The following is a 14,200-nucleotide window of genomic DNA, read 5'->3' as shown; positions in this document are numbered from 1 at the left end:
TTGGTCACGGAAGGCGCCCTGCGGCGCACAAGCATCCATTGGACCACGACACGGCCCCGTCTCTCAGGTGAGTGACGGGGCTGACACAGATCGTGAGGAGTCTTTCAGTGTGGGCCGACCACACCTTTTTTGACCGCTGCCACGAAGGAGGCCCATCCCTTAGTCGCGACGACGATGACTGGGCCCTGGGGACGCTTGCTGTCGCGGACAGGCATCACTGCGGGGAAGCCTTCTGCGATCTCGACGCAGTTCCCCCCTTCACCATTGGTGTATGACGACTTGCGCCATACCGCGTTACTCAAGTCGAGCGGGGTGATCATGATTGCGGCAAGTCCTCCGCCACCGATTCGATCAGGGTGAGGGACGCCTCCGGCGGCAGTGCGGCGGCCCTGGCCAGATCGTATGACGTTTGGTAACGCTCAACCAGTGCCGGATCGTCGATGAGCTGGCCACTGTGTGGACCTTCTACGTAGGCAACAGGCGGGGCGTCTCTGAACGTCATCAGGGACACCACCCCCATCATGAAGGTATGGGGCCCAGCACTGTATGGATGGACCTGGACCAAGGCTCCGCGGGTACGGGCGAGCTCCACGAGCCACACCAGTTGCTCGGCCATGACATCCGCTCCTCCAACTGGCACGTGCAGGGCTGCCTCGTGAACGATCTCCCACAACAGCGGCCCTGTAGGGTCGTTGAGGATCTTTGACGTTCCACTCGGGCTCGGACGTACCTCTCCACCTCGTCCGCCGAGGCGTAAGGCAACGTGGCCTTCGTCAGCGCCCGCGCATACCCCTCCGTCTGCAGCAACCCCGGCACCAGCATCGGCGCGTACTCGCTGATCGTCTTGGCGCGGGTCTCCAGCTCCGCCGCGTCCGCGAAGTAGTCGGCGTGCTTGGACTTGCGGGCCAGTTCGCACAGGCGCTGGAAGTGCTGGCCCGTGTCGAGGACGTCGTCGAGGAGCTTGGACAGGTCCGGCTGTGGTCGTCTCGTCGCCGACTCGAACTGGCCGATGTACGTGCCGGAGCAGAAGACCCGCTCGCCGAGCTGGTCCTGGGAGAGGCCGGCGGCCTCGCGGGCCCGGCGGAGTTCACTGCCGAAGAAGGTCCTCGGCGAGGTGAACGGGTCCAGGTCCTGGTTACGGTTCTGTCGGCCGGCCATCGGCTGTGCCCCCTTGCGGTGTCCATGTACGCACCCGCCGATTCCGCGGGGCCGAGTGCCGCATGCTGCCCGCAACTCCGTTGCTGGCACGCGACCTCTACTGAGCGTAGCTCCATGCAGGCACGCTGTGAGAATGAACAGCGACAATCACCCCACTCGTACCCGAACCGAACACGCCATCCCGGCCGCCCCGTTCACCTACCCCTTCCCGGACAACCCCCTCGCCTCCGCACTCGCCGTATCCGACGAGCTCAGCGCCGCCCTCGCACGGCACGGCATCACCCTGCCGTCCCTCGGGCCGGACCTGGCGTCCTGCACGACGACCGCCGTCCACCGTCCGCTCCTGGAGCTGGGGCGGGTGAACCTGTCCACGGCTCACCGTCTGACCGTCCTACTCACCGACGTGGCGGACGTCAGGGAAACAGCCGTCGGCGCAAACACCAGCGAGGGCAACGGACCCGGCAGCGGCGGGGACAGGTGACCGCACCACCACCCAGCGCCCCGCCTCCGAGTCCGCACGCGACCTCCCTGCACCCACCGGCCACCGGAACGGTCGTGGTCGACGAGCGCACGAACCGGACCGGGGTCGTCATGGACCGGGTCGGCCCGTACCTCCAGCTGCGGCCCGTCGGCGGGGGCCGGGAGTGGGACGCGGACCCGGCACACGTCCGCGCCGCTTCCTCCACCGAGCGGCTTCGCGCCTCCGTGGCCGCCGCGAACGCCCGGAGCCGGGCTCTTCCACCGGATCCGGCGGGGCGGAGCTGAGCAGGGACGAGCTGATCCGGGCGTTGCGAGGGGAGGAGCGGGAGCAGGCCCTACGCCGCCCACTCCTCCCCCGGGTCGTTGACCACCCAGGCGTGGTTGAGGCTGATCCACTCCTCACGGTCCTCGATCGGCACGGTGACGGCGTCCAGCCGGGGTCCTGCCGTCTGGTCCGTGAGCGGGCTGAGCAGCCAGAGGCCGCGCCCGTCCGGGCCGCCCCGGCGGGCCAGGTCGGCGAGCCGCTGGAGGACGCCCATGCCTCCGTAGCGGGCCATGACGGAGGCGTCGTGCAGGAGCACCGGGCGGCGGCCGATTCCTGCGTCGCCACCCTCCCCAGCCGCCGCGTCGGAGCCGGTGCCGGAGTCCGCCGGAGCCTCCAGGACGGCCAGGATGTCCTTCTCCACGTCGCGCCACGCAGCGGCCGTGTACTCGCCGAACTTCAGCGCGTCCCGCGATCCCGGTTCCGCGTTGTCGGCCTCCAGGATGGTCTCCCAGGTGGGCCGGGGTCGGGCCTCCACCAGGCGGCGCAGGGACGTCAGGAAGAGGGCGCTGACGTCGACGGGTTCGGCCCGCCACTCGCGTCCCTGCTCGGTGAGGGTCCGCAGGGCGAGGCGCTGGTCGTCGAAACGGACCGTGAGGAGCCGGAAGCCGGGACGGCCGCCGGACTCCTGCAGCTGGGCCCTGGCCTTCAGACGGGCCCGCTGTTCCGGGTCGCGCGCCGTCCAGTGGTCGGTGCGGGTGATCCGGCTGGGGCGGCGCTGCGTGACGACCGAGGTGACGTCGCCGCCGGCGGACTCCCGCTTCGGTACGAACCAGCCGCGCGGACGCCTCCGGCTCGTACGCCATTCCAGCTCGAAACCGGCCTGCCGCAACAGGCGGCCGAGCAGGACCCGGTCGTCCGGGAGGCTGGACAGGTCGGGGAAGCGGGCGTGGACCCGGTCGCGGATCTGCTCGACGGTCAGCCCCTCCTGCTCGTCGTCCGACTTGCCCGCCAGTGGCAGCAGCAGGCCGGCCTGGGCGAGACGGAGGGCACGTACGGGCTCCAGGGAACGGGCGTAGATCTCCAGCCGGGCGTTGGCGGCCGCGTCCTGGGAGGCCGCGGCCGCCAGAGTGACCATGCGGGCCTCGTCCATGGTGATCTGAGCCTCGGGCCAGCTGGCCCGGAATGCCGCGTCCGCGGCGACGATCTGTTCCAGTACGGTGCCGGGGCCGGCGAGGGTGTCGCGCGCGGCCAGGGTGTCGGCCGCCTTGCCGAGCCGGTCGGCGTAGTTGAGAAGAGCGGGCGCCGAGGGGGTGTCCGGGGCGTCCTTGTCCTCGTCGACCTCCAGGGCCAGCAGCAGCTGGTTGTCACCGGTCTCGCCGTGGCGGCGGCTGCGCAGGCGGCGCGGGGTCATCCCCCAGTCGACCTCGCACGCGGCCCGCACGGCGGCCATGCCGAGAGCTCGCCGCACCCTGGGGTCGGCCTGCGAGGTGCCGCGGCGACCGATCAGGGCTTCGGCGAGCTCGGCCGCCGAGGCGACCCGGCCCATGGTGGCCAGTATGTCGAGAAGCTCGTCGCGCAGGGCGACGAGGGCCGCGTCCCGGCCCCAGCGTTTGCGCTGGGCGCCGAGGATCTGGGCGATGCGGCCCTCGGTGACCTGGTCGGTGGTCAGCGGAGCGACGGACTTGTTCAGGGGCCAGCTGGGCAGTTCGTCGGGCAGGTTCCCCTCGTCGCTGGGGAGTCGCAGCAGCAGCCGTACCGCCTCGACCTCGGTGGCGTTGCGTCCCCGGGGGGCCGGCTTGGGCACCAGGAGGGTGACCAGGGCGTCGAGGGAGATGCGGCGCAGAGGCAGGTCGCTGCCCCCTTCGCGCTGCTCCGAGCGTGCCTCGGCGATCTCCTCCGCGGAGTCGCCGCGCTCGGCCGGGGAGAGCGGGGAGGGCTGGCGGACGTCGAGGGCGAGGCGCCACTGCTTGATACGCCGGTTGATCTCCTCGCGGGTGCGGGCACCTAGGCCAGGGCGGTTGACGAGCCGACGGGTCGAGTAGTCGAGGAGGTCACCGACGGTGTGGACGTCCAGGCCGTTGAGGAAGGAGACCGCTCTGAGGGACAGGCCCGCCACGAGGAGTGCGGTGTCCCGGCCGGCCTTGGCCGCGGCTTCCTCCCGGGCGTCCTCGTCCGCCGATAGGTCGAGGGGCGGGAGCTCGCCGACGGGCAGCGCGCCGACCGACGAGGCGGTGTCCTCGGGGTGGCCGCCGGTGCGGCCCTGGACGGGCAGATCGGCGAGGGCGAAGACGCGCTGCCAGGCGCGCTGCATCTCCTTCAGGTCGGGGAACCGTTTGCGGTGGTCCCGGTGCAGGGCGCGTGCGAAGAACTCGGTGAGGCCGTCGCGGAGGGCCGAGTCGAAGGCCTCGGAGGCGATCTTGGGGTGGGGCCACTTCTTGGGATCGGTCTGGCGTGCGAGGACGGATCCGTCGCCCCACTGGGGCAGCTCTCCGGAGGCCATCTCGTGGAGGGTGACAGCCAGGGCGTACCACTCGGCGTGCGCGTCGTAGCGGCCCCGGGTGATGTTCTCGACGAACGGGTCGAGATAGCCCTCGGTGCCGGCCCGGACGGTGTCCACGTCGAGGCCGGCGAGGGAGAAGTCGAAGAGAACCAGTTGCCGGGTGCCGTTGGGGCGTACCCGGATGGCGATGTTGTCGGGCTTGAGGTCGCGGTGCCACACACCTTCGCCGTCGAGGAAGTCGACGGCGGCGAAGAGGTAGGTGGAGTAGGTCTCCAGCTGGTCGGTGAGGAGCGGACCGCGCTCGCGGAGCTGGCGGGCGACGGTCCGGTCGCCTGCGTGGTCGAGTACGAGGACAGTGCGCGGGCCGATCCGGATCGGCTCGGGCAGGGCCGGGTGGATGACCTTGGAGTCGTTGCGCAGTCTGGACAGGACGTCGGCTTCGCGGCGCAGCGCCTCGGCGTACTTGTCCTTGCGGGCGATCTTGAGGACGACGGGTGCGTCGTCGCGTTCGAGGTCCTCGGCGAGCAAGGCGCGGGAAGTGGATCCCTGACCCAGGCTCCGTCTGATGCGGAAGCGGCCGCCGACGACGTCGTCAGGGGCGGCCTCCAACGGGTCACCCTCTTCGACAAGGGCTTCGGGAGCCGGCTGTGTTCCGGGCTTCGCGGGCTTGAGCCCTTGTTCGACGATGTCGAGCCACTCAAGGAATTCCGCGGCGGTGCGGATACGGGCGTACGGGTCGAAGGCCGTGGCGTCCTGGACGATCTGGTCGACGTCCTTGGTGAGGCCGTCTGCGACGGCGGAGGGCACGAGTCCGCGGCCCTGTTCGAGTCTGGCGCCCAGTTCGGCCTGGCTGCTCGCGGGGGGCCTGCCCGTGAAGATCAGGTAGCCGAGCACGCCGAGTCCGAAGACGTCGAGGGCGGTGGGGTCCGGAGACTTCGCGGTCACCTCGGGGGCGAGGTAGGGGTCGGCGGCCTCGGAGACGTATGCGGCGAGGTTGTTCGACGGGATTATCTCGTGGCCGCCGCTCAGCGTTCCGCCGGAGCTTGCCGGGGCGCCCTGGGGGCGGGGGTGGCGGACCGCCGTCTGCCACTCGGCGATCTGAACGACCGGGCTGAGCCAGCGGTCCTCCTCACTGCCGGTCCCGGTTCGCGGCCCGGGCAGTACGTGGATGGCCCGGGCGTGCAGAGCGCGGTGGAAGAGGAGGTGCCGGTGCGTGTAGTGGACCGTCTCGGCCAGGCGACGCAGAAGGGCGGCACGTGCCCGGGCGTCCAGCTTCGCTCCGTACTGGAGAAGGTAGTCGTCCAGACGGAGCGTGCGCGGATGGTAGGCGTACAGGAGGGCGGGGCCGGCGCTGTGGCCGTTCTCGTCGAAGTTCTCCAGGGCGACCAGGCCCGGGTGCCTGAGGCCCTCCAGTGCGCGTGCCTCGCGTTCGGCGGTGTGGCTGATGGACTCGCGGGCCTGCCGGTCGGCTCCTCGTTCGCGCAGGTAGATGCGCACGCGGCGGGTCTTGCTCAGGGAGTCGTGGCGGCCGAGGTAGTCGGCCCAGTTCGGCCCGGTGTCGAAGGGGGTGCGGTCCAGCCGGTAGGTGCCGACGTGGAACTCGGCGTCGGAACGGCCGATGCCCACCTCGGCCAGGAGCTTGCCGAGCCCTCGGGAGAACTGGCGGTCTATGCCGGACTTGACGTCGCGGGCGGGGCGCTGGAGCTCGGCGAGGACGTCGTCGAGCCCGCTGTGGCCGGCCTTGCCGAAGACACCCGCCAGGTCGTTCGGCGCAAGGCGGATACGCAGTCCGGGGTCGGTGAAGAAGATCAGTTCCTGGATGTACGGGACGTGGCGCCGGGGATCGGTCCTCTGCAGGGCGTCCCTGAGCAGGCCCTTGAGCTCCTTCGCCTTCTGGTTGGCGAGGTGGCGGGGGTTGCGGTGGATACGGGTACGGCCGTCGGAGAGCGTCTGGACCCAGCTCGCTCCCGAGGAGCTGACCGTGCCCTGCCAGTTCTTCAGCTCGACCAGGAACAGGCCGGCCGGGGCGGCGACCAGCAGGTCGACCTCGCGGACATGGCCGCTGTGCGCGGTGAAGGTGAAATTCGACCAGGCCCGGTAGGGCTCGTTGTCCGGGAGCCACTCCTTGAGATACAGCAGCCCGTTGCGCTCGTGCTGGAACTGCGACTCGGTGACAGTGGTCCACCTGCCGTCTCGCATGACCGCGACGCCCCTTTCCGTATCTGGTCCGTATCTCGTCCGCGTCTCGCCGGTTTCCTGCCGATGGCCGGATTGCAGCAGGTGGTCCAGCCTATCGACCTGGTCCGACGGACCCGCACCGTGCACCGGCATCCTGTGGACAAGCGAACGCAACAGATCATCTGTTGGCGCTCTGCTCCCCCACGACCCGAAGCCCTGACCTAGGGTTGGGCCATGCCGTCGTACAAGCTCTCAGAGGTGACCGTCGAGGGGTACACCTCCATTCGATCCAGCACGCTGGAGCTGGGTGATGGCGTGACCGTCCTGGTGGGCGCCAACGGGGCGGGCAAGAGCAACGTCGTCGGCGCGCTCGAGCTGCTGGGGTGGATGGCGGACGGTGACCTGGCGCTCCAGGTGGGTATCCATGGTGGTGCCCAAGCCCTTCAGTTCGCAGGGCGCGGCACCGAGAAGGGTGTCCGGCTCAAGGTCGGCGCCCCCCCTTACCGCTATGAGGCGCATCTCGTTCCCGCAGCGAACGACAGTTTCGTCTTCGCCGAGGAGAAGGGGCATTTTCACGAGCCGGGCCCTGGTCTCCCGATGGAGGAAAGTTTCGGCCGCGGACACCGGGAATCGCTGCTGCGACAGAAGGAGGAGGAACAGCTCTCGCGTCTGGCGGGACCAGTGCGGAACATCCTCGCCGGCTGTCGGGTCTTCCACTTCCAGGACACCAGCCGTGAGGCGCCGGTGAAACAGTTCGGGTATGCGGCGGACAACGAGGCGCTGCGGCCCGATGCGGCGAACCTTGCGGCGTTCCTGTTGCGGCTGCGTGAGGGTGAACCGAAGTCCTACCGGCGCATCGTGCGGGCCATCAAATCAGTGGCTCCGTTCTTCCGGGACTTCCTGCTGAGCGAGGAGCCGGGCGGGAGGATCCGCCTGCGCTGGATGCAGGAGGGCGTCGACGCGGTGTTTCCCGCGGAAGCTCTCTCGGACGGCACCCTGCGGTACATCTGCCTGTGTGTTCTGCTTCTTCAGCCCGATCCGCCGGCCCTCTTCACACTCGACGAACCGGAACTCGGGCTACACCCGTACGCGATCGTCCAGCTGTCGGACATGCTCCGGTCGGCCGCCGTGCGCAGCCAGATCGTGATCGCCACGCAGTCCGTGACGCTTCTGAACCAGTTCTCGCTCGACGACATCGTGGTGGTGGAACGCGAGCAAGGAGCGACGGAACTGAGACGCCCGGCTCCCGAGGAGCTCCAGGGGTGGCTGGAGGACTACTCCCTCGGGGAGCTGTGGGAGAAGAACGTACTGGGCGGCAGGCCCTCACCGGAACTGCCGTTGCGGGGCCGCTCAGAATGATCATGGTGGGGGTGCTGTGCGAGGGACAGACCGAGGAGAACATGGTCAACGATTTCCTCGCTCCTGAGCTGTCGGAGTACGGCATCTGCCTGGTGCCGACCATTCTGATGACCCGGATGCCGGCGGGCGGCCCCGCGGGCAAGGGCGGGGTCAGCAAGTGGGCGAAGATCGAGAAGGACCTGCACAAGTTGCTGGCCTCCACCCACTGGGCGGCGGTCACCACTCTTCTCGACTACTACGGCCTTCCTCAGGACAGCCCAGGGATGTCTGACCGGCCGTCCGGCTCGGCCGTGGACAAGGTGACGCATGTCGAGCGGCGTCTGGCGGAACACATGGGTCATCCGCGCTTTCTTCCTCACGTCGTCCTGCACGAGACGGAGAGCTGGGTCTTCGCTGCCGCGGAGCAGCTCGGAGACTGGGCTGACGACCCGACGCTCGCCCGTGAACTCAAGCGACAGGCCGATCAAGCCGGGGGGCCCGAGAGCGTCAACGACGGGCCCGAGACCGCTCCCTCCAAGCGGATTCTCAAGCTGCACCCGCGGTATGTGAAAACACAGGACGGCCCGGTGGCGGTGATGGACCTTGGTCTGGCCGCTTTGCGAGCCGCCTGTCCCCACTTCGACGACTGGATCGCGAAGCTGCTGGCCCTCACGCCGTGCGGACTCGCTCAAGGGCCCCAGCGATAAGAGGCCCGCTGCGGCGCGGGGTGCGACACGTCTTTGGGCCCCTACGTAGGGCATGCGCCTCGATACTGGTGTCTGTGGCAGCGAGATGGGCTCTCTGCCTCCCGACCGTCGACGTTCATGGGCGATGTCTACGGGCTTGCACTGACTCGTCCTCCGCTGCGGTTGACGGACGCACAGGTATGGCCAATGATCCCGGCCATGCCTGCCTCAGCCGCCGCCGCTGCCCGCCCCCGTCAGGCCTCACGCGCCGTGCTGCGGTTCGGCCGGGTCGCGGCGATGGGGACGGTGACGGTGCTGATCCTGATCGCGGGTGTGTGGGCGTCCTGGGGTACGGCGCAGCACGTGCTGCTGACCAAGGGGCGGGAGCAGGGCACGGTCGAGGTGACGCGGTGCGGCGAAGGTTCGTGCAGTGGGCCGTACGCGCCGGTGTCGGCGGGGTCGCAGGCGCGGGGGCGGGTCGTCATAGAGGATTCGGTCGCCGTGGCGAAGGGGCGGACGTACTCGGTGGTGATGAAGCCCGGCAGTGATGACGTGGTGCGTTCGGGCCCGGCTGGAGTGCTGTACGCGTGGGTGCCGATGGGCGGGGCGCTGCTGCTGGCGTCGGTGGTGGTGGCGGGCGGACTGCGGCGGGCCCGGGCGGGATGGGTGATGGCCGGGGCGGGCGTGGCTCTGCTGACGGCGGCGTTCGTGGCGGTCTGAAGCGTCTGTACGTTCGTGGCGGTCTGAAGCGTCTGTACGTACGTGACGGTGTTGAGCGTCTGTACGTACGTGACGGTGTTGAGCGTCTGTACGTACGTGACGGTGCCCCCGTGCTCTGGGTGAGCGCGGGGGCACCGTCGTGCGTGCGGGATGCGGGTCAGCCGGTGTTGCGCAGGCCCGCGGCGACGCCGTTGACCGTGAGGAGCAGGGCCCGGGCGAGGAGCGGGTCGGCTTCCTCGCCCGCGGCGGCGGCTTCGCGCTGGCGGCCGAGGAGGGCGACCTGGAGGTAGGAGATGGGGTCCAGGTAGGCGTCGCGGATGGTGAACGTCTGCTTGAGGACCGGGTCGGCGTCCAGCAGTTCGTCCTCGCCGGTGACGCGCAGGACTTCGGCGACGGTGAGTTCGTGCTCGGCCTTGATCCGGTCGAAGACGTGCTTGAGGTCGTCCGGGACCAGGGTGTCGACGTAGTGCTGGGCGATGCGCAGGTCGGTCTTGGCGAGGGTCATCTCGACGTTGGAGATGAAGTTGCGGAAGAAGTGCCACTGCTGGTGCATCTCGTCCAGGACGGTGTCCAGGCCGGCTTCGCGCAGGGCCTTGAGGCCCGAGCCGACGCCGTACCAGCCGGGGACGATCTGCCGGGACTGGGTCCAGCCGAAGACCCACGGGATGGCGCGCAGTCCGTCGAGCGAGACGCCGGAGCCGGGGCGGCGGGAGGGCCGTGATCCCAGGTGCAGGTCGGCGAGCTGGTCGACCGGCGTGGAGGCCAGGAAGTACGTGGGCAGGTCGGGGTCCTCGACCAGCTTGCGGTACGAGGTGTGGGCGGCGTCGGAGACGACGTCCATGGCGGCGTCCCAGCGGGCGAGGGCCTCGTCGGACTGGCGCGGGGCGGTGTGCAGGGCGGAGGCCTGGAGGGTGGCCGCGACGGTCAGCTCCAGGTTCTCCCTGGCCAGGGCCGGGATGAGGTACTTGTCGGAAATGACCTCGCCCTGCTCGGTCACCTTGATCTCGCCCTCCAGGGTGCCCCAGGGCTGGGCGAGGATCGCGTCGTGGGTGGGACCGCCGCCGCGGCCGACGGTGCCGCCGCGGCCGTGGAAGAGGCGCAGGCGGACGCCGTAGCGGTGGGCGACGTCGCGCAGGCGGCGCTGGGCGCGGTGGATCTCCCACTGCGAGGTGGTGATGCCGCCGAACTTGGAGGAGTCCGAGTAGCCGAGCATGACCTCCTGGACGTCGCCGCGCAGGGCGACCAGGCGCCGGTAGGAGGGGTCGGCGAGCAGGTCCTCCAGGATGGTGTCGGCGGCCTTCAGCTCGTCTGTGGTCTCCAGGAGCGGCACGATGCCGATCTTGGCCCAGCCGGCGTGCAGGTCGATGAGACCGGCCTCGCGGGCCAGCACCGCCGCCGCGAAGACGTCGTCGGCGCCCTGGCACATGGAGATGATGTAGGACTCGATGACCTCGGGGCCGAACACCTCCAGGGCGCGCTTCACGGTCTGGAAGACGCCGAGGGTCTTCTCCCCCGCCGCGTCGACGGGCGCCGGGCTGGGCGCCAGCGGGCGCCGGGACCGCAGCTCCTTGGCGAGGAGCTTGGCGCGGTACTCGCGGGGCATGTCGGCGTAGCGCCAGGACTCCTCGCCGAGCCGGTCGAAGAGCTGGCCGAGGGCGTGGTGGTGGGCGTCGGCGTGCTCGCGGACGTCCATGGTGGCGAGCTGGAGGCCGAAGGCGGCCAGCGTGCGGATGGTGCGGGCGAGGCGGCCGTCGGCGAAGAGGCTGCCGCGGTGCTCGCGCAGGGAGGTCTGGACGAGCCGCAGGTCGTCCAGGAGCTGCGCGGTGCCGAGGTAGTCGCGGCCCTCCTCGTGGGGGGTGCCCTTGGCGAGGCGCTGCTTGGTGTTCTCCAGCTTCTGCCGGATGCAGGTCGCCTTGAGCCGGTACGGCTCCTCGGCGTTGAGCCGCTTGTAGCGGGGGCTGATCTCGGGCAGCCGCTCCAGGTCGGCCTGGAGGGACTCCAGGAGCTCCTCGGTGGCGCCGGCGTAGCGGATGGAGTTGGAGAGGAAGCCGCGCAGCTCGTCGATCATCTCCAGGGCGTCGTTGATGCCGTGCTCGTGCTGGAGGATCAGGACGTCCCAGGTCACCTGGGGGGTGACGTTGGGGTTGCCGTCGCGGTCGCCGCCGATCCAGGTGCCGAAGGTGAGCGGACGGGTGTCGTCGGGGAGCTTGACGCCGGCCCGCTCCAGCTCCGCCGTCAGGTCCTCCAGGACGTCGCCGACGGCGCCCGCGTGCAGCTCGTCCAGGTAGTAGATGGCGTTGCGGGCCTCGTCGGCGGGCTCCGGGCGGACCACGCGCAGCTCGTCGGTCTGCCACACCAGGTCGATGTTCTCGGCGAGGCGGGTGTCGAGGCGGCGCCGGTCGGACTCGATGACCGGGGTGTCCAGGAGGGCTGCGATGCGGCGCAGCTTGTTGAGGACGGAGCGGCGGGCGGCCTCGGTGGGGTGCGCGGTGAAGACGGGCCGGACGTTGAGGTTGCGGACGGTGTCGCGCAGGTGCTCGGGGTCGGCGTCCTTCAGGCGGTCGGCCGTACGGGCGAGCAGTCCGCCCTCGGCGGCGCGCTTGGCGCCCAGCTCGCGGGCGCGGTGGACCTGCTCGGTGACGTTCGCGAGATGGAAGTAGGTGGAGAAGGCGCGGACCAGCTTGGCCGCGGTCTCCAGTTCGGTGCCGCGCAGCAGCTCGGCGGCGGCCTCGCCGTCCTCTCGGGTGAGTCGGCGTACCTTCTCGACGAGTTCCAGCAGCTCGGGGCCTTCCTGCCGGACGAGGGTCTCTCCGAGGAGATCACCCAGCCGGCGGATGTCGGCGCGCAACTCGCTGCTGGTCGTCGTGGTGGTCTGGTCGTCGGCACTGCTCACAGGTGCGGCTCCTTGCAGTGTTGAAGCTCGTCTGGGAGGGAACCCGGACGCCGTCTCGCGCGGCGGGCGCCGCTTACGGGCCGGACGTCCGGGAAGAATTCAGAGCGGACCGCGCTGTCCGACCGACTCCAGGATAGGTGTCGGCCGGGACGCGCAGGCCCTCGGGCTCTTGCCGCGGGACGAGGCGCTGCCATACTTACGTCGCCGTAGGTTACGGAACCGTAGGAACCGTGCATGGTTCCCGAGACCCGGCACCGGACACAACCCTCGACCCCACAGGGGACGCGCATGACCACGAGTTCCGATGTGATCCCAGACGCTCCGAAGCCCTCCGACGGCACCGCCGCGCCCTCCGCCACGCTGGGCGGTGAGCAGAAGCGGTCCCTCGAACAGATCACGCTGCTGCTGTTCATCACCGTCCCGTTCCTCGCGCTGGCGGCGGCGGTGCCGCTCGCGTGGGGCTGGGGCGTGAGCTGGCTGGACGTGGGCCTGCTGGTCTTCTTCTACTTCCTGGGCTGCCACGGCATCACCATCGGCTTCCACCGCCACTTCACCCACGGTTCCTTCAAGGCCAAGCGGCCGCTGAAGATCGCGCTGGCGATCGCCGGCTCGATGGCCGTGGAGGGGCCGCTGGTCCGCTGGGTGGCCGACCACCGCAAGCACCACAAGTTCTCCGACGACGAGGGCGACCCGCATTCCCCGTGGCGCTACGGCGAGACGGTGCCGGCCCTGATGAAGGGACTGTGGTGGGCCCACATCGCATGGATGTTCGACGAGGAGCAGACCTCGCAGGAGAAGTACGCCCCGGACCTGATCAAGGACCCGGCGCTCCGCGCGATCTCCCGCCAGTTCATCCTGTGGACGCTGGTGTCCCTGGCCCTCCCGGCGCTGATCGGCGGGCTGGTCACGATGTCCTGGTGGGGCGCGTTCACCGGGTTCTTCTGGGGTTCACTCGTCCGGGTGGCGTTGCTGCACCACGTGACCTGGTCGATCAACTCGATCTGCCACGCGGTCGGCAAGCGCCCGTTCAAGTCGCGGGACCGTTCGGGCAACGTGTGGTGGCTGGCGATCCTGTCCTGCGGTGAGTCCTGGCACAACCTGCACCACGCCGACCCGACCTCGGCGCGGCACGGGGTGATGCGCGGGCAGCTGGACTCCTCCGCCCGGCTGATCCGCTGGTTCGAGCAGTTCGGGTGGGCGTACGACGTGCGGTGGCCGTCCCGCTCGCGTCTCGATTCCCGCCGGAACACGGACGAAGGCGGCTCCCGCCGCCGGAAGGAAACCGTCGAAGCGGCATGATGGTCGCCGTGGCGACCGACTCCAGCAGCACCCCGAGCAATGAGAAGCCGCGGCGCGCGCGTCGCACCCGGATGACCGGTGCCGAGCGCCGCCAGCAGTTGCTGGAGATCGGTCGCACCCTCTTCGCCGCGAAGGGTTTCGAGGGCACGTCGGTGGAGGAGATCGCGGCGAAGGCCGGGGTGTCCAAGCCGGTGGTGTACGAGCACTTCGGCGGCAAGGAGGGGCTGTACGCGGTGGTGGTGGACCGTGAGATGCGGCGGCTGCTGGACATGGTGACCAGCTCCCTGACCGCCGGCCACCCCCGCGAGCTGTGCGAGCAGGCGGCCTTCGCGCTCCTCGACTACATCGAGGAGTACACGGACGGCTTCCGCATCCTGGTCCGCGACTCCCCCATCCCGCAGTCCACGGGTTCCTTCGCCTCCCTCATCTCGGACATCGCCACCCAGGTGGAGGACATCCTGGGCCGCGAGTTCAAGAACCGCGGCTTCGACGCCAAGCTGGCCCCGCTGTACGCGCAGGCGCTGGTCGGCATGGTCGCGCTGACCGGGCAGTGGTGGCTGGACGTGCGCAAGCCGAAGAAGGCGGAAGTGGCGGCGCACCTGGTGAACCTGGCGTGGCACGGACTGGACGGCCTGGAGCCGAAGCCGCGGCTGATAGGGCACCGCAAGAGCTGAGCGCCGGCC

General features: G+C 69.9%; 9 protein-coding genes and 1 pseudogene. 6 read left to right on the top strand and 4 right to left on the bottom strand.

All coding sequences use genetic code 11. From position 1 onward, the window contains the following. Nucleotides 1-104: 104 nt before the first annotated feature. A complete protein-coding gene (locus ACIQ1J_RS12230; protein WP_403556464.1) occupies nucleotides 105-320 on the bottom strand; it encodes a DUF397 domain-containing protein in 216 nt (71 codons plus the stop codon). Next, nucleotides 317-1,158, bottom strand: a pseudogene (locus ACIQ1J_RS12225) (Scr1 family TA system antitoxin-like transcriptional regulator). Before ACIQ1J_RS12225 ends, ACIQ1J_RS12230 begins: the two are co-directional and overlap by 4 nt. Nucleotides 1,159-1,291: 133 nt before the next feature. On the opposite strand from ACIQ1J_RS12225, the gene ACIQ1J_RS12220 reads away from it, so the two are divergent. After that, on the top strand, nucleotides 1,292-1,639 hold the full coding sequence (locus ACIQ1J_RS12220; RefSeq protein WP_403556462.1) for a hypothetical protein: 348 nt from the start codon (nucleotides 1,292-1,294) through the stop codon (nucleotides 1,637-1,639). 334 nt (nucleotides 1,640-1,973) lie between these two features. Here ACIQ1J_RS12220 and pglW read toward each other — a convergent pair whose 3' ends face one another. Continuing rightward, nucleotides 1,974-6,602 (bottom strand): BREX system serine/threonine kinase PglW, encoded by a 4,629-nt coding sequence (gene pglW, locus ACIQ1J_RS12215; RefSeq protein WP_403556460.1) that lies wholly within the window; start codon nucleotides 6,600-6,602, stop codon nucleotides 1,974-1,976. A 213-nt stretch (nucleotides 6,603-6,815) separates the two neighbouring features. Between pglW and ACIQ1J_RS12210 the strand changes: the two genes are divergently transcribed. The 3 genes from ACIQ1J_RS12210 (at nucleotide 6,816) to ACIQ1J_RS12200 (ending at nucleotide 9,325) form a co-directional block, all read left to right on the top strand. Beyond that, nucleotides 6,816-7,940, top strand: coding sequence for an AAA family ATPase (locus ACIQ1J_RS12210; RefSeq protein WP_403556458.1), 1,125 nt, complete (start codon nucleotides 6,816-6,818; stop codon nucleotides 7,938-7,940). Next, nucleotides 7,937-8,626 (top strand): DUF4276 family protein, encoded by a 690-nt coding sequence (locus tag ACIQ1J_RS12205; protein ID WP_403556456.1) that lies wholly within the window; start codon nucleotides 7,937-7,939, stop codon nucleotides 8,624-8,626. Before ACIQ1J_RS12210 ends, ACIQ1J_RS12205 begins: the two co-directional genes overlap by 4 nt. 186 nt (nucleotides 8,627-8,812) lie before the next feature. After that, a complete protein-coding gene (locus ACIQ1J_RS12200) occupies nucleotides 8,813-9,325 on the top strand; it encodes a hypothetical protein (RefSeq protein WP_403556454.1) in 513 nt (170 codons plus the stop codon). 157 nt (nucleotides 9,326-9,482) lie between these two features. Here ACIQ1J_RS12200 and ppc read toward each other — a convergent pair whose 3' ends face one another. Then, nucleotides 9,483-12,218 (bottom strand): phosphoenolpyruvate carboxylase, encoded by a 2,736-nt coding sequence (gene ppc / locus ACIQ1J_RS12195; protein ID WP_403556452.1) that lies wholly within the window; start codon nucleotides 12,216-12,218, stop codon nucleotides 9,483-9,485. Between the two features lie 288 nt (nucleotides 12,219-12,506). On the opposite strand from ppc, the gene ACIQ1J_RS12190 reads away from it, so the two are divergent. Further along, nucleotides 12,507-13,517 carry an acyl-CoA desaturase gene (locus tag ACIQ1J_RS12190; RefSeq protein WP_403556450.1) on the top strand — a complete coding sequence of 337 codons (1,011 nt, stop codon included), beginning with the start codon at nucleotides 12,507-12,509 and terminating at the stop codon, nucleotides 13,515-13,517. Further along, the gene (locus ACIQ1J_RS12185; protein ID WP_210963414.1) at nucleotides 13,514-14,191 is read left to right on the top strand and encodes a TetR/AcrR family transcriptional regulator; all 678 of its coding nucleotides are present in this window, start codon (nucleotides 13,514-13,516) and stop codon (nucleotides 14,189-14,191) included. Before ACIQ1J_RS12190 ends, ACIQ1J_RS12185 begins: the two co-directional genes overlap by 4 nt. Nucleotides 14,192-14,200 lie beyond the last annotated feature (9 nt).

Origin of the sequence: Streptomyces sp. NPDC097107, from assembly GCF_044762405.1 — a bacterium.
Classification (GTDB): Bacteria; Actinomycetota; Actinomycetes; order Streptomycetales; family Streptomycetaceae; genus Streptomyces; species Streptomyces thinghirensis.
The sequence above is the reverse complement of the archived record's forward strand: the minus strand, read 5'-3'. Positions and strand labels throughout refer to the sequence as shown.